The sequence below is a fragment of the Deinococcus cellulosilyticus NBRC 106333 = KACC 11606 genome, from assembly GCF_007990775.1.
Lineage (GTDB): Bacteria > Deinococcota > Deinococci > Deinococcales > Deinococcaceae > Deinococcus_C > Deinococcus_C cellulosilyticus.
In genome coordinates, this window is the sequence record NZ_BJXB01000017.1 from 78,857 (window position 1) to 98,447 (window position 19,591).

The 19,591-nt window shown below is 55.6% G+C and carries 21 protein-coding genes and 1 tRNA gene; 9 read left to right on the plus strand and 13 right to left on the minus strand.

The features are described from left to right. Positions 1–3 precede the first annotated feature (3 nt). Together DC3_RS18050 and DC3_RS18055 are read right to left on the minus strand one after the other, a co-directional pair. Positions 4–819, minus strand: a complete 816-nt coding sequence (locus tag DC3_RS18050; RefSeq protein ID WP_146886770.1) for a GNAT family N-acetyltransferase — start codon at positions 817–819, stop codon at positions 4–6. Between the two features lie 2 nt (positions 820–821). Continuing rightward, complete coding sequence (locus DC3_RS18055) at positions 822–1,445, minus strand: thymidine kinase (protein WP_246130728.1); 624 nt, start codon at positions 1,443–1,445, stop codon at positions 822–824. Between the two features lie 175 nt (positions 1,446–1,620). On the opposite strand from DC3_RS18055, the gene DC3_RS18060 reads away from it, so the two are divergent. Next, a complete protein-coding gene (locus tag DC3_RS18060; RefSeq protein ID WP_146886772.1) occupies positions 1,621–2,865 on the plus strand; it encodes a TCR/Tet family MFS transporter in 1,245 nt (414 codons plus the stop codon). Between the two features lie 116 nt (positions 2,866–2,981). On the opposite strand, the gene DC3_RS18065 is transcribed toward DC3_RS18060, so the two are convergent. The 4 genes from DC3_RS18065 to trxB form a co-directional block, all read right to left on the minus strand. Further along, positions 2,982–3,056 (minus strand) — tRNA-Glu (locus DC3_RS18065). A 143-nt stretch (positions 3,057–3,199) separates the two neighbouring features. After that, positions 3,200–3,664: an HD domain-containing protein gene (locus DC3_RS18070; protein ID WP_146886774.1), complete on the minus strand. Its 465-nt coding sequence runs from the start codon at positions 3,662–3,664 to the stop codon at positions 3,200–3,202. A 32-nt stretch (positions 3,665–3,696) separates the two neighbouring features. Continuing rightward, positions 3,697–4,209 (minus strand): hypothetical protein, encoded by a 513-nt coding sequence (locus DC3_RS18075; RefSeq protein ID WP_146886776.1) that lies wholly within the window; start codon positions 4,207–4,209, stop codon positions 3,697–3,699. A 146-nt stretch (positions 4,210–4,355) separates the two neighbouring features. Further along, positions 4,356–5,288 (minus strand): thioredoxin-disulfide reductase, encoded by a 933-nt coding sequence (gene trxB / locus DC3_RS18080; protein ID WP_146886778.1) that lies wholly within the window; start codon positions 5,286–5,288, stop codon positions 4,356–4,358. A gap of 481 nt (positions 5,289–5,769) precedes the next feature. On the opposite strand from trxB, the gene DC3_RS18085 reads away from it, so the two are divergent. The 3 genes from DC3_RS18085 to DC3_RS18095 all read left to right on the plus strand — a co-directional run bounded on the left by DC3_RS18085 (position 5,770) and on the right by DC3_RS18095 (position 9,467). Continuing rightward, positions 5,770–7,422: a 30S ribosomal protein S1 gene (locus DC3_RS18085; protein WP_146886780.1), complete on the plus strand. Its 1,653-nt coding sequence runs from the start codon at positions 5,770–5,772 to the stop codon at positions 7,420–7,422. 207 nt (positions 7,423–7,629) lie between these two features. After that, the gene (locus tag DC3_RS18090) at positions 7,630–9,054 is read left to right on the plus strand and encodes a WGR domain-containing protein (RefSeq protein WP_146886782.1); all 1,425 of its coding nucleotides are present in this window, start codon (positions 7,630–7,632) and stop codon (positions 9,052–9,054) included. Positions 9,055–9,074: 20 nt separating this feature from the next. After that, a complete protein-coding gene (locus DC3_RS18095) occupies positions 9,075–9,467 on the plus strand; it encodes a hypothetical protein (RefSeq protein WP_146886783.1) in 393 nt (130 codons plus the stop codon). Positions 9,468–9,534: 67 nt separating this feature from the next. On the opposite strand, the gene DC3_RS18100 is transcribed toward DC3_RS18095, so the two are convergent. Beyond that, on the minus strand, positions 9,535–10,416 hold the full coding sequence (locus DC3_RS18100; protein ID WP_146886785.1) for an N-acetylmuramic acid 6-phosphate etherase: 882 nt from the start codon (positions 10,414–10,416) through the stop codon (positions 9,535–9,537). A gap of 131 nt (positions 10,417–10,547) precedes the next feature. Between DC3_RS18100 and DC3_RS18105 the strand changes: the two genes are divergently transcribed. From DC3_RS18105 to DC3_RS18120, 4 genes are all read left to right on the plus strand, one after another. Continuing rightward, a complete protein-coding gene (locus DC3_RS18105; RefSeq protein WP_246130729.1) occupies positions 10,548–11,312 on the plus strand; it encodes a GntR family transcriptional regulator in 765 nt (254 codons plus the stop codon). A 154-nt stretch (positions 11,313–11,466) separates the two neighbouring features. Then, on the plus strand, positions 11,467–12,564 hold the full coding sequence (gene nagA / locus DC3_RS18110; protein WP_146886787.1) for an N-acetylglucosamine-6-phosphate deacetylase: 1,098 nt from the start codon (positions 11,467–11,469) through the stop codon (positions 12,562–12,564). Beyond that, a complete protein-coding gene (locus tag DC3_RS18115; RefSeq protein ID WP_186816109.1) occupies positions 12,557–13,588 on the plus strand; it encodes an SIS domain-containing protein in 1,032 nt (343 codons plus the stop codon). Before nagA ends, DC3_RS18115 begins: the two co-directional genes overlap by 8 nt. A 135-nt stretch (positions 13,589–13,723) precedes the next feature. Then, positions 13,724–14,308 (plus strand): hypothetical protein, encoded by a 585-nt coding sequence (locus tag DC3_RS18120; RefSeq protein WP_146886789.1) that lies wholly within the window; start codon positions 13,724–13,726, stop codon positions 14,306–14,308. On the opposite strand, the gene DC3_RS18125 is transcribed toward DC3_RS18120, so the two are convergent. From DC3_RS18125 to mnmA, 4 genes are all read right to left on the minus strand, one after another. Beyond that, positions 14,282–15,166, minus strand: a complete 885-nt coding sequence (locus DC3_RS18125; RefSeq protein ID WP_146886791.1) for a hypothetical protein — start codon at positions 15,164–15,166, stop codon at positions 14,282–14,284. The two genes, DC3_RS18120 and DC3_RS18125, sit on opposite strands and share 27 nt — an antisense overlap. A 16-nt stretch (positions 15,167–15,182) precedes the next feature. After that, entirely contained in the window at positions 15,183–15,908 is a 726-nt protein-coding gene (locus DC3_RS18130) for a DUF1990 family protein (RefSeq protein ID WP_146886793.1), read from the minus strand. Then, a complete protein-coding gene (locus DC3_RS18135; RefSeq protein ID WP_146886795.1) occupies positions 15,905–16,549 on the minus strand; it encodes a DUF1990 family protein in 645 nt (214 codons plus the stop codon). Before DC3_RS18135 ends, DC3_RS18130 begins: the two co-directional genes overlap by 4 nt. A gap of 75 nt (positions 16,550–16,624) precedes the next feature. Next, entirely contained in the window at positions 16,625–17,773 is a 1,149-nt protein-coding gene (gene mnmA, locus DC3_RS18140; protein WP_146886797.1) for a tRNA 2-thiouridine(34) synthase MnmA, read from the minus strand. A 237-nt stretch (positions 17,774–18,010) separates the two neighbouring features. Between mnmA and DC3_RS18145 the strand changes: the two genes are divergently transcribed. Continuing rightward, positions 18,011–18,385, plus strand: a complete 375-nt coding sequence (locus DC3_RS18145; RefSeq protein ID WP_146886799.1) for a hypothetical protein — start codon at positions 18,011–18,013, stop codon at positions 18,383–18,385. An 87-nt stretch (positions 18,386–18,472) separates the two neighbouring features. Here the strand turns inward: DC3_RS18145 and DC3_RS18150 are convergent, their stop codons facing one another. Beyond that, positions 18,473–18,943, minus strand: coding sequence for an Hsp20/alpha crystallin family protein (locus DC3_RS18150; RefSeq protein ID WP_146886801.1), 471 nt, complete (start codon positions 18,941–18,943; stop codon positions 18,473–18,475). Between the two features lie 212 nt (positions 18,944–19,155). Continuing rightward, positions 19,156–19,494 carry an Imm10 family immunity protein gene (locus tag DC3_RS18155; protein WP_146886803.1) on the minus strand — a complete coding sequence of 113 codons (339 nt, stop codon included), beginning with the start codon at positions 19,492–19,494 and terminating at the stop codon, positions 19,156–19,158. Positions 19,495–19,591: the final 97 nt, after the last annotated feature.

Sequence of the window (19,591 nt, forward strand, 5' to 3'; positions counted from 1 at the left end):
ACCTCAGTGCCTGCCCAGTCTGTTCTGGTCGGGCACTTTTGAGTCAGACACCGCATAGATTTCTGTCCATGCCGAGAAGTATCCCAGGGACTGGGCCAGATTGCGGGAGTGGATGTTGGCCACACTGGTGGAGTAATAGGGGATTTTGCCTGCCTTGAACACTTTTTGGGTGAGTTCACTCACCAGGGCCTTGCCGACCCCTTTGGCCTGAATGCCGGGCAGCACATCCACCCCGATCTGCCAGAGGTCTTCTGAATCTGCACAGGCTCCAGCAACTCCAATCAGGTCGTTGTCAAGGTAGCCAGCCACTGCAATGGTGTCTGGTCTGCTGGAATGCTCGGTGTACCGAAGGGCATGGCGGAAACCCTCATGCTGGTACAGGGCATGGATGGCACTGTTTTGCAACACTTCCATTCTCAGGCCTCTGGGGGGCTTTGAAGGGGTGAAATCCTGCTGGGAGCAACTGAACTTGAGGTCTGGACCGGCCAGAAACTGCCCATCAAGGGCCACAAGCCCAGAGAGGGTCGAAATGCCTTTGCCAGAGAAGATTTCATCCCGGTGCATGCCTTCAAGCATGCGCCGGACCACTGCGATTCTGGGGGCCACTGTGGACACCACCGTTCCCGTCCCGAAACTGACCATCAGAAAGTAGGGATCACGGTACGGAAAACGGCGGCGACCCGGGGTCAGGCCTGCCTCACAGACGATCATGGCATCTGTGGTGAAAGCCTGGGGCACCGTGTTGCAGTCCTGGGCCAGAACCTGCATCAGGAAGCGACGGACCGAATCTCTGGTGGCATTGCTGCGCTGAAAAAACATGCTCACCTCAGGACGGTTTTCAGAACCTCGTGGTGGGCACGGCAACGCGCCTCGTAGGACTCACTGGCCCCGACCATCACGATGGGGTCATCGTAACGGGCTGGACGGTTCCCGATCAGGCGCTGGGTGCGGGTGGCAGGCCCTCCACAGACCACGCAGATGGCGGTCAGTTTGTCCACCACTTCTGCACGGGCCAGCACTTCAGGCATGAAGCTGAAAGGCTCTCCCCGGAAGTCCTGGTCCAGACCTGCCAGAATGACCCGCACGCCTTTGTCGGCCAACTCTGAGACCAGAGGCACCAGCCCTGCGTCGAAGAACTGTGCTTCATCGATGGCAATAACTTCTGGAAGAGGGTCGTCGCTGGAAAGCAGCGGGGTGTTGCCATAAACCAGGTTGCGAATGTCTTCACTGGACTGCACGGCATGCGCTTCAATGCTGCGACCGTTGTGACTGGCCACCTGGGTCTGGTGGTAGCGGTCATCAATGGCCGGTTTGAACACGGCAACGGTCTGGCGGGCAATCACTGCCCGGGTCACCCGGCGGATGAGCTCCTCGGATTTGCCGGAAAACATCGGGCCAACGATCACTTCGAGGTGACCTGTGGTATGCATCAAACGATCACGCATGGCTGCAGAGAGCATAACACAACTGCTCTCACCGAACCTTAAGATTCACAGCCCGCCTTCAGCAGCATGTGTAGGACCGCGGTTTTTTCAAATTGTTCAGGCTGGCAACATTCGGTATTTCAACATAAGCTGATTGACTGAGGATGTTCTGACCATAATGTGGTGTACTGAAGGGATGAAAAGACAGGCTGGACTGGCTTTTATTCTGGTGACATTGTTGCTTGACGTGCTCGGGTTTGGACTGATCATTCCGATCTTCCCGGAATTGATCAAGGAGGTTTCTGGCAGAAACACAAGTGATGCAGCCCTGCTGCTGGGTTACATGGTGGCCGTATTCTCACTGGTGCAGTTCATTTTCTCCCCCATCCTGGGAGGGCTCTCCGACCAGTATGGACGCAGGCCCATTCTGCTGATTTCATTGTTCGGACTTGCACTGGATTACCTGCTGCTGGCTTTCGCTCCCACCCTGGGCTGGATCTGGGTCGGGCGCATCATCGCAGGCATGACCGCTGCCAACATCACCGCTGCGAGTGCCTACATTGCAGACGTCTCTGCTCCTGAGGACCGTGCAAAGAACTTCGGGATGATGGGGGCTGTTTTCAGTGTGGGCTTCATCATTGGCCCGGCCATTGGTGGTTTTCTGGGAGAGCACGGCACCCGACTGCCCTTCTTCTTTGCTGCAGGTCTGGCTTTCCTGAACTGGCTGTACGGTTTTTTTGTGCTGCCTGAATCTCACAAGAAGGAAAACCGCAAACCCTTCAACATCCGAAACGCCAACCCTGTGGCTGCTCTGGGTCTGCTGCGCAAATACCGCGTGGTGTTCAACCTGACCGGAATGTTTCTGCTCACCAACCTTGCCAACCAGCTTCTGCAGAACGTATGGGTGCTTTACACCGCAGAACGTTATGGCTGGGGGCCACAGGCCAACGGCTTTTCCCTGACCGCTGTGGGTGTGATGGGCGCCATTGTACAGGGCGCACTGGTGGGAATCCTCATTCCCAAACTGGGTGAAAAACGGGCGATCCTGCTGGGTCTTGGTCTGGGTGTACTGCAGTTCATTGCCTTCGGTCTGGCCACCCAGGGCTGGATGATTTACGTCATCATTGTCGTTGGAGCCATTGGTGGCATTGCAGGTCCAGCAATTCAGGGTCTGGTCTCCAGGCAGGTTTCTGAAACCGAACAGGGATCTGTGCAGGGTGCCCTCTCTGGCCTCTGGAGCCTGGTGAGCATTGTGGGCCCCATTCTGGCCACCTTCATCTTTGCTTACTTCACCAACAAAACCAATGGAGCCCCATACATCCCTGGCATGCCCTTCTTTGTGGGCGCACTGATGATGCTGCTCGGAACCTTCATCGCCATCTGGGCTTTCCGGGCCAAACGTTACGATGACCCCATGAAATTGAAAGCTGCTGAGGATTGATCCAGCCAGAACAACTGGACCCACCTGAAACAGGTGGGTCTCTTGCTTTATGAGACAAAAACAGAATGCGCTCCTAAGAGCGCAAAAAAAAGACCCGCCCAGACGGGCGGGCATGTTGGTGACCCCAACGGGATTCGAACCCGTATCGCTACCTTGAAAGGGTAGTGTCCTAACCGTTAGACGATGGGGCCATCCATAAGGCCCCCTTCAAGGCGAGAAGTAGGATACACAATAATTTGAGTTTTGTAAACCCCCCCTGAGTGTGGCCTAAAAGCCTTCATCTGTTTTCTCATTCTTAAGGAAGAAAGACAGGTCCTCAGACAGAATTCAGGCCCTATTCCAGATGGTCATACTGGTACAGCAGGGCTGCTCTGGGATTGGCTTCTGGATGGTGGTGCAGGCGCACAAGTTCGGCCACGTTTCTTCTTGCCCCAGCCGTGGTCAGCATTTCTGCACCCAGCTCAGGGTGGGAAAAACGGACCTTCACGCCCTCTGTCTGGATGTATTTTGAGAAGCGGTAGGGCACCAGTCCAACCATCACCCGTTCAACCACGCTGTAGGGCCGGATGCTCTTGCCGCAGTCGTGCAGGATCGCTGCGGCAATGAGTTCAACATCTGCCTCTGGGTGGTCTGCCTGCAAGGTCCGGGCAACCCGCGTTCCATGCTCCCTGTCCCGGGGGTCCATCTGGATGTACACCGAGAATTCCTCAGGGGTGAGCACCCTGCTGGCCCAGTGGTCTTCCGGGGTGGCCTGATCAGGCGTGATGGATCTGGCGAGGCGTTTGAGCTTCCCGAGCATGGGTCACATCATACCCACAACACCTCTGAGATTTAATGATAGGCTTTCCAGTCTTCCGCAAAATCAGCAAAGAGGGTGAGCCCATCGCCAATCAGCAAGGGCCTGAGCATCTCCTCACGGTCATAGGCTCCGAGTTTACGGTTGTCCCAGATGATGGAGTACATCACCTTGCCTGCAGAAGGAGAGGTTCTGGAGTAAGGGCTGTTCACCTGGTTCATGTTGGCCTGCTGGATGATCACTTCGATGGCTGCTGAATAAATGAATCCTGCGGTCGTTTTCTGGGCGTTCACAGTCAGGTAGACAAAACCCACGCAGTTTTCCATGGTGGTGTCTGCAATGTTGAGGCCCAGTCGGGTGGATTCATTGAGCAGGACCCGCTGGAGTTCTTCTGGAAGCCCTGAGGTGCTGTCGAACTTGTCGTTCACAACGATCATGGGGACGCCCACACACATGTCCGTGGGTTTGAGGAAAGCAAGGTTCTCCCCATAGCGCATGGCCTGTGCAGAACACAGCAGGGAAAGGGCAGCAATCAGGATTTTTTTCATGTCAGGACCTCTTTTTGTGAATGGCCAGGGAGGATCTGGCTCGTGTGACACCACAGTACAGAAGAGGGCATGATTCCAGCATGATTCTGTAAAAGCAAAACCCCCTCCTGCTGTGGAGGGGGCCGAAAGTTCAAATCATGTCCTGTTCAGGCGTGCTCAACTTCTGCGTGCGCCAGCAGCTTTTCAGCGGTCATGGCTGCACGTGTCCCCGCACCCACACTGGTGGCCAGCTGACGGAACACATAATCGCTGACGTCACCCGCAGCCAGCACCCCCTCGGTGGAGGTGAAAATGTCCTCTTTCACATCGATGTAACCATCGTCGCGGAGTTTCACAAGGTCTCCCAGGAAGGCGGTGTTGGGCACGTGCCCGATGAACACGAACACACCATCGGTGGCATGGTCGTACACCTCTCCGGTCTTGAGGTTCTTCAGGCGCACCCCATTCACCACTTCGCCCCCGAGCACTTCTTCCACCACGGTGTCCCAGATGAAACGCATCTTGGGATTGGAGAAAGCACGTTGCTGGGCCACCTTGTTGGCACGGAGGGTGTCGCGACGGTGAATCAGGGTCACGGTGTCCGCAAATTTGGTGAGGAACAGCCCTTCTTCCACGGCAGCATCTCCACCGCCCACCACCACGACATTTTTGCCTCTGTAGAAGAAGCCGTCACAGGTGGCACAGGTGCTGACCCCACGGCCCCAGAATTTCTCTTCACCAGGAACATGCAGGGCTTTGGGGTTGGCTCCGGTGGCCACAATCACCATCTTGCCGAAGTAGGTGGTGTCGTACCCTTTGACCTTGAAGCCGCCATCGACTTTTTCGATGCCCTGAACTTCATCCATCACCAGTGGGCTGCCGAAACGCTCAGCCTGCTGGACCATGCGCTGGGAGAGTTCAAAACCGCTGATGGGTTCAGGAAAGCCAGGGTAGTTCTCGACTTCTTCGGTCTGGGCGATCTGGCCGCCAGGCTGACCTTTTTCGATGATGACGGTCTTCAGGTTTGCACGGCCTGCGTAGATGCCTGCAGTGAGTCCTGCCGGTCCGCCGCCAATGATCACGATGTCGTAGTGTTCCATGTCGGATTCCCCTCCAAAAGTATGGTCATGATACTGCAAGCCTGAAGGTGAAGACAGTGCATTGCACAAACTTGCATCACAATTCAAGGTTGCTTCTGACAATCCTTCGTTCAATTGTCTTTTTTCTGGGGCCGTTCCAAAAACGGTGAAAGCCCCTGAGATCCAGAGGCTTTCACCGGCGCGAGGAGGTGGTGCATGCAGTGTCACCAAGAGAGTGACTTGCGTGAAGGTCTGAGGTGTGAGGTTGAAGTGACCTTCGTGCTCTCTTGTGGCTTCACTGTACCCCCGACAAGTCGGGCAAATGTCCTGCCAGGTTGATGTGTGTGTTTCTGTTGAGAACAAATTGAGAAGACTGTTACAAATTAGAAGATTTAGCGTACTCATGGGCATAGGGGTTTACTCAGGGGGTATGGGCTGTGTACAATGAGATGTTGCCATTTGTGGTTTTCGGGCCACGGTGGTTTAAGGAGGAACATAGTTAATGGAAGACAAGGCTACTCAGACCCCGGTCAACGAGACCGCTCAGACCACCGATACCACTCGCGAATACCCCGCCATGACCATGGAAGACGTGCTGAGCACCGAAGTTCAATACAAAGAGCCCCAGCGCGGCGACGTGGTGAATGGCACCGTGGTGTTCATCTCCAGCGAAGGTATCCATGTGGATGTTGGGGCCAAAGTTGAAGGTGTCATTCCCTTCAGCCAGATTCACGAAGAACCCATCACCCAAGAGCAAGCCCAGGAGCTCTTCAAAGCAGGCGATCAAATCGAAGCCTACGTGGTTCGCGTGGACCTGCCCAACTCCACCATTGTGCTGAGCAAACGTCGTGCTGACCAGGATCGTGGCTGGCGCGTGCTGGACACCTTGTTCAAAGATGGCAAGGAGTTCACCGTGGACATCCTCGAGAAGGTCCGCGGCGGTCTGGTGGCTTCCATTGAAGGCATTCGTGCGTTCCTGCCCGCTTCCCAGGTGGACACCCGTCGTGTGAACGACCTGACCCCCTATGTGGGCAAGCCCCTGGAAGTCAAACTGATCGAACTGAACAAAAAGCGCAACCGCGTGATCATCTCCCACCGCTCCATCATGGAAGACCGCAAGGCCAGAGCCAAAGCCGACACCCTCGGCAAGCTCGAAGCCGGTGCTGTCCTTGAAGGCGAAGTTGTGGAAATCACCGATTTCGGTGTGTTCGTCAGCCTCGGTGGCCTTGACGGACTGGTGCACCGCAGCGAACTGACCCACGCCCGTTTCAACCACCCCAAAGAAGTGGTCAAACTCGGCGACAAAGTTCAGGTTCAGGTCATCGACCTCGATGGTGACCGCGAGCGCATCAACCTGAGCATGAAAGCCCTGCAGAACGACCCCTGGCAGAGTGCTGTCGAGAAGTACCAGATTGGTGCCCGCGTGAGCGGCAAAGTCACCAACCTGACCAACTTCGGTGCTTTTGTTGAACTCGAGCCCGGTCTCGAAGGCCTGATCCACGTGACCGAGATGAGCTGGACCAAGCGCATCCGTCACCCCCAGGAAATGGTCAAAGTGGGCGACACCGTGGAAGCCGTTGTTCTGCGCATCGACAACAAGGACCGTCGCATCAGCCTCGGTCTGCGCCAGACCACCGAAGATCCCTGGTCCACCCTGCCTGACCGTCTGCCCCCCGGAACCCCCGTCAAGGGCAAGATCACTGGCATCACCGACTTCGGTGTGTTCATGGAGATCGAAGAAGGCATCGAGGGTCTGATCCACATCAGCGAACTCAGCCACGACCGCGTCACCAACCCCGCTGAACTGTTCAAGCGTGGCGACGAGATCGACGCTGTGATCCTGAACATCGACCCCATGGAGCAGCGTGCCAGCCTCAGCCGCAAGCGCACCATCCCCTACGACGGCCCTGCCCGCGACTACACCAAACAAGGTGGCGGCGAGCGCAGCGAACGTCCCCAGGGCGGCGGTCAACGTGGCGGTCAGGGTGGCGGCAACCGTCGCAAGCGCGAAGGTTTCGACTACGACTACAGCTACGCCAAGGAAAGCACCACCAGTGCTTCCAGCGGTAAAATCTCCACCAAGCTCGGCGACGTGTACGCTGACCTGTTTGCCCAGTTCGGCATCGGTGGCAAGAAAGAAGAAGGCAAAGAGTAATCCTCTTTGTGTCAAAAGTGGGAGGGCTTCTGCCCTCCTTCTCTTTTTTGTGATATTATGTTATTAGCATAATAGATGTTTTGGGTTTTACCCCTGCTTGTTCTTTTGTTGTGAAGAAAGCCTGTTCAATTCACAGAAAGAAATGTTACCATTTCGTAACTCTACGGAGCTGTCCTTTACGGAAAAACCCCCTTTAACGGAGAAACCATGGAAAAACACTATCTTGAGTATTCGGACCCCAACGGCGCAGAACACAAGTTTTATGAAGTCACCATCAACGACGCAGCTCTGGTGATCCGATATGGCCGCATTGGCACCGACGGTCAGACCCAGAGCAAGACCTTTGCCAGCTTTGAAAAAGCAAAAGCAGAGGCAGACAAAAAAATCAAAGAGAAAAAACGCAAGGGATATGAAGACGCTGTTCAGGGCGTGCGGCAGAAACGTTCGATCACCAGACGCAGTGTGGAAGAAGTCAGGCCTGCCAGTTCCGCCAGCAAAGCTCCCGTGCTCTGGCGGATGAAGACAGGATCAAGTGCTTTTGGCATTTACGCCGACAGTGAACGGGTCTGGGTGGGCAACCAGGGCGGCAAAGTCATCGCAGTGGACCACTCTGGCGAAACCCTGAGCACCTTTCAGCTTCCCGAAGGGGTCAAGTGCCTGGTCAGTGACGGCATGTTCATGTACGCCGGATGCGATGATGGCAACGTCTACGACCTGACGGGCAAGGTGCCTTTCGTGGCCTACAATATTGACGAAAGCGTGGACATTTACTGGCTTGACATCCACAAAGGTGTGCTCGGGGTGTCCGACTCTCATGGCAACATCTATGCCTTCAACCCGGAGAGCGAAAACCAGTGGGGCAATGTGAATGGAAGTGGTTCTGCAGGCTGGATGGTCCGCATGGACGATGAAGGCGTCTATCACGGCCACAGTGGTGGCGTTGCGGCCTACGATCCCCAGAGCGGCATAGAACTCTGGAAGGCCAAAACCCAGGGTGCAGTGCTGTTCGGCTGGCAGGACCAGGACCATGTGTATGCGGCAACGGCAATGCGCGCAGTCCAGCGTTTCGACAAGAAAGGCAACCTGCAGCAGACCTACAAGTGCGATGCTGCGGTGTTTTCCTGCGCTTCCAGCCCGGATGGAGAGTACATCTTTGCCGGAGACAACTCCAGTGCCATCTATGCTTTCTCCAAAGACGGCACCCGCCTGTGGAAGCTGAACTCAGGCTGCTCGTCTGCCCTGTCCATGCAATACCTGAACGAGCGCCTGTTCATCGTGACCACAGACGGGTCTCTGGCCATGATCGACGCCTCCCCTGCAGCCATTGCGGCAGCCCAGCAAGGCCAGCTCCCACAGGTCAAGGACATCAAGGCCCAGGCCGCCCAGGGCACTGCTCCTCTGCAACGCCAGACCCTGCAACGTGCCCAGTACACCGGTCAGGGCGTGGTGCTCAGGTGCGTAAAAGAGGGCGGCAAATTGCGCATTCGCGTGGAAACCGAAGGCTACCACGACAGCTGGAACGTGCAGTTCCCCAAAGACCTGCGTGAAGAAGGTGCCCGTTATCTGGTCGATGAGGTCGCAGAAACGGGCGGATTCTATCGGGTGGTCGGAGAGATCCGGAAGCTGGATTGAAAACCGGTACGGAGAGTGTGATGTTTGGTGTGCCTGCCCATCACCTGAACTGGCACGATGCCCTTGTGGAAGAAGTCAGGATGGAGGGGACCACCCTGAGCGTTCTGCTGGACTTTCCTCTCTATTCACAGTCGTTCTACCAGGACCATCTGCCTGAGAACCTGAAGGTGCAGGCATCCTTTGATCAGGTGCATTTTCTGAGCCCAGAATGGAACCAGCTCATGCAGAGCCCCTCAGGCCTCTGGGATGCAGAAATCCGAACTGCGCATTTCCAGAAAGACGAAGAGCGCTGGAGACTGGAACTGGCTGTAGAGGTGGAGGATTATCCCAGCAAGCGCAGAGACCCCCTGTTTCTCGTGATGGAGTATGCTTCCCTGCAATTGACGGATCAAGCAGGCAAACAAATCGCCTGATTGAACTGAAAACCAAAAACCAGAGGCCACAAGCCTCTGGTTTCTTTCTTGTTTTTTGCGCTTCAAATCACAGGCAGAGGTCGTTCAGGTTCCAGTCATGCTGGTCGAGCAGCAGGCGCGATTCATCCACTCCAAGGCCGCGTTTGATCATCACGCAGGCGGTTTTGACCTGCCAGTCGCAGTGTTCCAGGGCTTCTCTGGCCTGCTCGGGGGTGGCGTCCACGCAGGCCAGAACCATCTGGATGGCGCGGTTGTAAAGTTTCTGGTTGGTGGCTTTCATGTCCACCATCAGGTTGTTGTAGATTTTGCCGAGGCGCAGCATGATGGCGCAGCTCAGGGTGTTCAGGGTGATTTTCTGGGCGGTTCCTGCCTTCAGGCGGGTGGAACCGTTGATCACTTCAGGGCCCGTTTCAAGAAGGATCGGGCAGTCTGACTGTTCGAGCAGGGGTGAGCCCGCGTTGTTGGCAATGCCAATGGTGAGGGCACCTGCAAGTTGCGCCCTTTTCAGCACACCCAGGGTGTATGGGGTGCGGCCAGATGCAGTCACCAGGATGAAGACATCGTGCCGGGTCGGGTTCAGCACATCGGCTTCATTGAATCCCGCACCAGCATCGTCTTCTGCGGCTTCCTGGGCGGTCCACTCGGCGGCGGTTCCACCTGCAAGCAGGGAGATGGAGCGGTTCAGGGGCCAGCTGAAGGTCGGTGGAAGTTCGGCAGCGTCAAGAGCGGCCAGGCGACCACTGGTTCCAGCTCCTGCGTAAATCAGGCGTCCACCCTGTTTGAGGTGGTAGGCGGCATTTTCTGCAGCAGTGGCAATGCTCTGGGCAGCGTTCTGTACAGCAATGGCAGCTTCGGCCTGATCGCGGGACAGGATCAGCACCGCCTCGACCGTGTCTTGCGGGTTGAGAATTCGGGATTCGGATTGGATGGCTTCTGTACTGGTGGTCATGCTTCCCCCTCACTGTGCCTGTTCGGATTCAGGTGTCTAACCCGATCCTTTCATACCAAGATAATACCAGTATAATACCAATAAGGGAGGTGATTGCCAAAAAGGCTAGAAGTGGTATTATGATGGTATCTATGTTACACGATGTGCTGACCCAGGCTTCGAAGAGCCTCAACCCCACCGACTCCACACCCATGTACCTTCAGGTGGCAGGGATTCTGGAGAAGATGATCGACGATCAGGTCTTCACCGAGGGCAGTGCACTTCCGTCTGAACGCGATCTCACACAGGCTTTCAACGTTTCACGCGTGACCATCAGGCAGGCCCTCGGGGTGCTGGAAGAACGGGAACGCCTGACCCGCAAACGGGGCAGCGGAACCTATGTTGCCTCCAAACGGATCATGCAATCCCTGAGTTCCTTGACCAGTTTCAGCGATGACATGCGGGCAAGAGGCATGGTCCCAGGTGCACGGGTGATCTCCTTTGAGCGCTCCCGACCCAACCCCTCCGAGGCCCTCAACCTGGGGATCAGTCCCACCCAGGAGGTCTACCGCTTAAAACGCCTGAGAACCGCCAATGACATTCCCCTGGCCATCGAAACCAGTGTCCTGCCCACCACCATCCTCCAGCAGAACCTGAGCCGTGAAGACATCGAGAACCACTCGCTCTACACCTTCCTGCAGAAACAGGGGCGCTATCCTTCCCGTGCACTGCAACACCTGCGTGCCAAAAGTGCCGATCCGGACACCGCCCACCTGCTCAACCTGCCCAAAAACTCTGCGGTCCTTCACACCGAGCGCATCACCTGGGACCAGGACGGCAGACTGCTGGAATACGTGGTGTCGAGCTACCGTGGCGACATGTATGACTTCATTGTGGAACTGAAAACCGGCCTGTAAACCTTCTTGTCTGGCTGTTTCTTCTGTGGACCTGCCTTCAGGCAGGCTCCAGAGGATAACCATTCCCACAGCACAGCAACCCCTGCCCCTTCAACATCAAGCCAGACCTGTACGCAAGCACAGGACGGAATTTTCTTGCCTGAGGAGATACACCATGCAGATTCAAGGACGCGTCCTCACCCCCACCGGATTCCAGAATGCCAGAATTGTCTTTTCGGACCGCATCGAAGAGCTGCGGCCTGTTCAGGAAAGCAAGAACATCATCCTTCCAGGGTTCATCGATGTGCACAACCACGGGGGTGCAGGTGGAGACACCATGGACGGGCTGGAAGGCCTTCAGAAGATGCGGATGTTCCATGCCCAGCACGGCACCACGTCCATTCTGGCGACCACCATCACCAATCCGTGGGAGAACATCGTCAGTGCCCTGAAAGCGGTGAAAGAAGCCCAGGGCATCCGACACGGTGCGGACCTGCCCGGTGTGCACCTTGAGGGCCCTTTCATCAGCTCTGGACGGCTTGGAGCCCAGCCTCCATTTGCCATCTCCCCCACCAAGGAGCTGCTGGATGAGATTCTTGCTCTGGATGTGATTCGCCTCACCACCGTTGCACCTGAAATTGAAGGGGTCATTGAAAGCCTCCCACAGCTGATCCAGGCAGGGGTCCGCATCAGCATCGGGCACACCCGGGCCAGCTTTGATCAGGTGATGGATTTCATCAAGACGGCCCAGGGGCTCGGGGGAACTGTTGCAGCCACCCACGTCTACAACGCCATGGGGGGCCTGACCGGACGCGATCCCAGCATTCTGGGTGCTGTCCTGATCAGCCGCAGCATTTACGGGGAGTTGATTCTGGACCTGCACCATGTGCATCCTGGCAGTTTCGAACTGGCAAGGCAGATGAAACCCGGCAAACTGATGTTGATCACCGACGCCATGCGTGCGGCAGGGCTGGGGGATGGGGTCAGCGACCTCGGCGGCCAGACCGTTTACGTCAAAGACAACAAAGCAAGCCTTGCCGATGGCACCATCGCAGGCAGCCTGCTGACCCTCGATCAGGCCCTCAGGAATGCTGTGAGCCTGGGTGTCCCCCTGGAAGAAGCTTCCAGGATGCTCAGTGCCACTCCAGCAGAATACCTGGGGCTGTACGACCGGGGCAGCATCTCTTTAGGAAAACGTGCAGATTTTGTTGTTCTGGATGACAATCTGCAGGTCATTGACACCATTGTTGGTGGAAGGAGCATCCATGAGTGATCCCCTGATGTTGCAGGAGACCCGCGAAGCCCCCTCGGTTGTGAGACGCCTGCTGCAAGAAAACCAGCAGCGTGTGGACACCCTCTGGCAGGTGATTCAGGAGCGTCAACCCCTGTTTGCCGTGACCATTGCGCGGGGGTCCAGTGATCACGCCAGCCTGTACCTGAAATACGCCATTGAACTGACCCTTGGCATTCCTGTCGCCAGCTTTGCACCCAGCGTCAGCAGCGTGTACCACAAGACCCTGAACCTGCAAAGGGGTCTGGTCATCGCGATCTCCCAGTCTGGAGCGTCTCCAGATGTGGTGGAGTCGGTGAAAGCGGCCAGAGCCAGTGGCGCAATCACCCTGGCCATCACCAACAATGTGGATTCTCCGCTGGCCTCTGCTGCAGAATTTCTGCTGCCCATGCAGGCTGGGCCAGAGAAGGCTGTGGCAGCAACCAAGAGCTTTGTCGCCAGTGCTGCGGCTTTCCTGCACCTGCTGGGTGAGGCCGATCCCGAACTGAAAGCAGCCCTGCACACCCTGCCTGACGTGCAGGAAAAAGCCCTGCAGCTTGAGGACAGCCTGCGCCTGACGGCAGACCGTTACCGTTATGCCAGCAGCATGGTGATTCTGGCCCGGGGCCCCCACTTCGGGATTGCCCACGAGTCTGCCCTCAAGCTCAAAGAGACCACAGGCATTCATGCAGAGGCCTACTCCACTGCCGAATTCAGCCACGGACCCACCCGCATCATCGAGCAGGGCTTCCCGATTCTGGCCTACCAGACCCGGGATGTGACCCAGCCTCTGAATGAGGAAGCGTATAAGGACCTTGAAGGCAGAGGAGCAGACCTGCTGACCATTGGTGCGTCCAGCCTGCTGAATCGGGCGACCCAGGTGATCACCCCTCCGGCAGACCATCCCCTGCTCGACCCTCTGGTCAACATCCTGCCGTTTTACCTGTTCAGTGGGTATGTGGCTCTGGCCCGCAATCTGAACCCGGACAATCCTCCACACCTGAAAAAGGTGACGCTGACCCGTTGATTCTGGACTGATGATGGGGCGAGCCGACGGCCCGCCCCGACAATGATGGTTCAGAATGTAAAGTCCCATGCAAATGGGACTTTTTTGTGAAAATTGACCCTTCCCTTCTCATCTGAATTGCCTATGCTAAAAGGTATGGGAATTAAAGCCAGACATCTCATTGGACTTGCAGCACTTGGAGGTCTCGCGTGGTACCTGCGGGACAAGAACCTCACCCATGTCATTGCCCGTGGCGCCCTTGATTTTCCAGCCAGCAAACAAAACCCCAGCCAGCTCCTCAAAGCCCTGGAGGACACCCAGACCCAGCTGTCCAGAAAATTTCGTGACCTGCCGGACACCCCTGAAAACCGCAAGCAACTCGGGCACATTCTGGCCATTGAACGCTGGGGCACCAACCGCCTGAAGGTCTTCAATGGAGCGGAATACCACAAGGACTCCTCCCACGAGTATTACCCTGCAGACGACGCCACCTGGGAAGACCTGATGAACCAGTTTGTGGAAACGCGCCTGGAAACCATCCGGGTGGGTCAGGAGGCACTGGCAAATGGCAAGGACCAGAAAGTCGAGCACAACCAGCTTGGCCCCCTCTCCCCTGCCGGGTGGCTCAAGTACCTGAATTACCATGCCTACCTGGAGGCCACCAAATTCAAGAAAGCTGAACCTGTGAGCACCCAGGAAGCTCAGGACAGTGGATCACAGACCCCAGGCCTGCAAAGCTGACACATTCTGAAAGGTCAGGATGCTTTTCCACTCCTGATCTGCCTCCCTGTTTCCCCACGAAAAGCCTGGCTCCCAGTGACCCTGGGGGCTTTGTGTTTCCAGCATCAGGTCCAGTTGTGTTTGCACGGCATCCTCCAGATCGAACGCCAGAGGATGTTCAGGGGTGTCGGCGATTTGCAAAGGCAGCAGCACATATCCTTGCATGGCGTCTTTGTGGTCTGGAATGGTCGGCAAGACACGTTCCCTGAACACTTGCAGCAGAGGCGCACGGTACACTTCGGGGAATTCTTCTGTGCCCAGCAGGTGGGCCAGACAGATCAGGTCGTGCATCTCACTGGCATGTTCGGCATGTTTGAGCACATCATCGGTGAGCTGCACCAGCACCTCTTCAGGAACGAGTTCCTGATAAACCCACAGGGAGCCCAGCAGGTCGGCTCTTGGATTCAGTTTGCAGCCAGAAAACCTCTGGATCAGCGTTCCATCTGTGTTGTCCCACCAGGGGGCGTGGGGAGCATTCTGGGCCTCCTGAGGAATGATGCGCCAGGTCATTGTTTCCTGGTCAAGGGTGTCCAGCAGGTACTTCACTGCAAATTGCACCATGGGTTCTGTGACAGACATGCCCAGCCTTCGGGCTTCTCTTAAAGCCACACTGGTGGCCAGTGCGGAGGAAGCAGAGGTGCGGTTGTCGGGTTCAAAATGGGCCTGAAATCCACCGTCTTCATTCTGGTACTGTTGAAGCGCTTCCAGAACAGCAGAAATCGGGCCGTGCTGAAAAGCATGTTGAAAGGCAACCCTTTCAAAGGGGCGGGCATGGTCATTTAAATAATGCCATGCATTCTGTAAATATCGAATTGCCATACTGTATCCTATCATGTCAGGACTCCTGCTCTTTGACCTTCTTCAGCGCCTCACGGGCACCTTCACTCTGGGACACCGGACGAACCTTCGGTCCTGCAGGAGCAGGTTTGCCTTTCAATTCAGCCTCGACGAGGGTGCGGATGCGCTTCATGGATTCCCGTGCAAAATACAGTTGCAGGGGCCTGCCAAAAAACCAGAAGCCAATGCGGTAGAAGATGTTCTTGATTTTATCTGGCCTGGAATAGGCCTGAATGCGGAAATAGACCTTGCCAGTGTCCACATTTTTGACCACCAGAAAGTCAATCTGGCCTTTCTCAAAGTGGCCCTGCAAGGTGCGGTAATGGTACCCCCAGACGTATTCCCTCCCCTTCTCGGTGTCTCTGGTGGTTTCGATCACGCCACCGATTTTGACGCCAAAAAAGAAGGTCATGAACAGAAAATGGGCTTTGAGCAGCATGTACCTTTCTGCCAGAGGACGGTCTGGATAGTAAATTCCCTGAATCAGGTGTGGTGGAGGAAATCGGTAGTCCTGCACAATCCGCTTCGCCACCTGAAAGGGTCCCCATTCTTCAGGCTGTCCAGGCTGCTCAAAAGGAAGTTCTGTTTCGTGGGCATCCACACGCCAGCCGGTTTTCTGGGTGTACTCAGCGTACTTTTCGGGATCAAAGTTGTACTGCAGAGAACCGATCTGTTCCAGACGGTCCTTGTAGATTTCCCACAGGGGTTTTTCTGGACGGGTCATGACACCTCCAGGTTTCTGGTTTCAGCAAGTTCACGGGTTTCGGTTTGAAACTCACCTGCAGCCTCTCCTCCGCTCTCCTCTGCCACCCTTTCACAGAAGGTCTGCCAGGCTTTCTCCTGCACCTTGTTTCCCCCAAGAAAACGGTAGGCGAGATGCACCAGGCTGTCTCTGGAGCGGGCCTGTGAGGAAATGGAGAACCTCAGCAGGTTGTTTTCCAGGGTTTCAAGTTCAAAACGGATCTGGCCAGCCTCAGGATGCGGTTTCAGTGTGGCAAGGGTAAAAGAGGTCTCATCGATCTCCACAACCCGCACCCGACCATTCCAGGGGCCAAAAATCCGGATGTCGTATTCATCTCCCACCTTGAGGAACGCCTCACTGCCACGGGTCTTCCTGAAATCGGCAAGCAGACTTGGGCAGAACTGGGGGACATCCTCGGTGATTTCTTTGAAAAGCTGACCCGCAGGAATCCGGGCATTCTGGATGTCCAGCCAGTAAGAGCGGTAGATCAGAGGTCCGTGCCCATCGTCGGCCAGTTGCAGGTTGCTGCGTTTCTGGCGTGGCCTGGACCACCACACCAGACCCAGAAGGCCCAACAGACCTGCAAGCAGGAGGCCGGTCCGGTGTTTTCTGGTCCATTCCATGCTCTTCAGGGTAAGGAGAACAGGCCTGTGAATCTGAACCAAAAAACACACTCCCCGCAGGGAGTGTCTGGTGTCTTACGCTTGAGGCTGCGGTTTTGGCTTTCTGGGTTTGACTTTTTTGGGTTTCGGGTACTTTACAGCAGGGGTTTCAGGAATCCTTGAGTCAATGATTCCCCCACCCAGCAGACGGTCCCCAGCATAGAGCACCACACTCTGGCCGGGAGCCACAGCGAACTGGGGCTCTGCGAATTCAAGCTGGAAAGCGTCTTCGGTGGCTTTCAACAGGCGGGCTTTCACAGGCTGACTGCGGTAGCGCACCTGCACTTCGATGTCCTCGGGGAGGTCAGGGATGTCCAGCAGGTAATTCACCTTGCTCGCGGACAGGGTGGTCCAGTGGCAGTCCTCGTAATTCCCGACCCAGACGATCTTGTTTTCCGGATCAATGTGCACCACGTAACGCACCACATTGGACTTGTAGAGGTTCAGGCCCTTCTTCTGACCAATGGTGTAGTACTGGGTGCCAAGGTGCTCTCCGACAATCTCTCCGGTGTGGATGTCCACCATGTACCCCTGCACCTGCGGAATGAAATCCGTCAGGTATTCCTGAATGGTGGAGGGCACAAAGCAGATGTTCTGGGACTCTGGCTTTTTGGCCGTGATCAGGCCATAGTGCTCTGCCAGTTCACGCACTTTTGGCTTCTCCATCTCTCCGACAGGAAAAAGGATGTGCTTCATGGCGTCCCTGGGGGTGCCCCACAGGAAGTAGGTCTGGTCTTTTCTGGGGTCATCCCCCCTGTGGAATTCCACGGTGCCATCTTCCCGGTCCACGCGCTTCACGTAGTGCCCGGTGGCGACATACTCACAGCCCAGCATTTTTGCCTTCTTGATCAGGGCATCAAATTTCACTTTGGTGTTGCAGTTGACACAGGGGTTGGGGGTGCGCCCAGCAGCGTATTCTTCCACAAAGGGGCGCATGATGTTCTCCTCGAACTCCTTGCGGTAATCCAGAAGGTAAAACGGCACGCCCACCTGATCCGCCACACGACGGGCCTCGTAAGCCGCGTCCGGGGAGCAGCAGGTGTCAAACGTGTCCACACGCTTGTGGTCCGGCCAGAAGCGCATCATTGCGCCAATGACACTGTAACCCTGTTCTTTGAGAAGTGCTGCACTCACGCTGGAATCCACGCCTCCAGACATGGCGCAAAGCACACGGCCCTTGTTCATCTGTGTAACCTCCGTGCATCAAGCACAATAAACCAGTGTACCAGAGCAGGAGGGGTGGGGTGTGACTCGGTGGACAATTGAGAAGCGGTCAGTGTTCAGCCTTCAGCCGCAGAAGGCCGAGAAGAGAACTTGACCCTCGAAAGAATTTCCGCAACCATTCACCCAGGTTCGTCTTACAGAAATCCCTGATGAAAATAAACAAGGGGGCCTGCAATCAACTTCCTTTATCATCAAAACATGAAACCTTATCTGTGGAGTTTGATTTTCCTGTGTGCAGGCCCTGCAAATGCTGCTGGCATGTGGCAATCCTCCTTTCAGGACTGGCTTCTGACGGCTGCAATTGCAGTGGCCTGGAGTGGAATGGTGTTTGGAATTGCAGCATTGCTGACCCTCAGGTGGAAGCCACTGGGCATCTTGTTTCTGGTGCTCTACCCCATTCCCGAGTTGCAGGTCCTCCATGGTGTGCGTGACGCTCTTCCTGGAGTTGACTGGTCTTACTGGCTGGGCGTGATGTTGTCTCTGGGTTTTCCCTATCCCTGCGGCATCTGGGGTTTTGTGTGGGCCGTTCGCAGAGACAGACAGCAACGCAGAAAATTGGGCTTGCTTGCCTGAAACCGCCCAGACAGCAGGTTCAGCAAAAAGAAAACCCTGTCATTTGAACGACAGGGCTTGCAGTGTCTCAGAATGCCTGTTTCTGCCTCAGGAATTCAGGGCTTGCTTTTCACCAGAGCCTTTGAGGATCTGGATTTTCTTTGCCTTGGTTTCCTCAGAGCGTGGCAGGGTGATTTTCAGGGTGCCATTTTCAAAGACGGCTCTGGCCTGATCACTCTCGACCCGGTAAGGCAACGGAACGATGCGTTCAAAACGGCCATACTGGCGTTCTCGCAGGTAGTAGTTCTTCTGAGGGTTCTGTTGCGCCTGCTGGGGTTTGATTTCGCCGGTCAGGCGCAGGCTGTTGCCATGCACTTCGATGTTGACATCCTCTTCTTTGAAGCCTGCAAGGTTGGCTTCAATGATCAGGTTGTCTCCATCTTCGTACATGTCGAGGGCCACCAGACTGTTCTGACTGCTGAGGGTGCTGTACGGGCTCAGGAAGTCTTCGAACATTCTGTCAATGGAACTTCGCAGAGAACGCATGTCTCGCAAAGGCTCGAAACGAACCAGACTCATGGTCGGTACCTCCTTTTGTATTGAATTTTCACTGGTGAGTCATTTGATTGCTGGCTGTCCCAAATCAATCAAACGCTCACATAAGCTCAGGAGTTGAACAATAGAGATTTCCGCCTCGAGAGATCAACTCCTGAATGTCTGTATTATAGCACCTTACTTCTCTGATTTCGTAGCAAGTTTCACAAAACTTACCTGTAAAATCCACCAGCAATTTATGAAAACAAAACCTGAAATCCAGAACGGATCTGATCAATCACCAGAGGGTCAAGATCAAGTTGCACCCGGATGGTTGAAAGTCCCAGCACCTGTGCAGCATCTGCAGAATACTGCAAAGTCAGGCTTTCAGAAGTCAACTGGTGAGACACGATCCCCCCTTCAAAAGTTGCACCTGAGGTCAGCACGGTGGTGTAGGTCCGCCCTGTTTCCGCACGCTGGAGTTCAAAGGTCTGCTGGGGGTTTTCGGCATCGTCTGCGAGGGCAATCACAAAAGCATCTGAGTCTTCCAGGGCACCCACATAGCAGGCTCTGGCAATAAAGGACAGTTCACTCATGCTGATATGCTATCAACTTTATTGATGTTCGCCAAAAGAACTGCAAGTTCTTTTGGCTGAGCAAAGCGCCCAGTGCGAACCCAGCACCCGGGGAGCA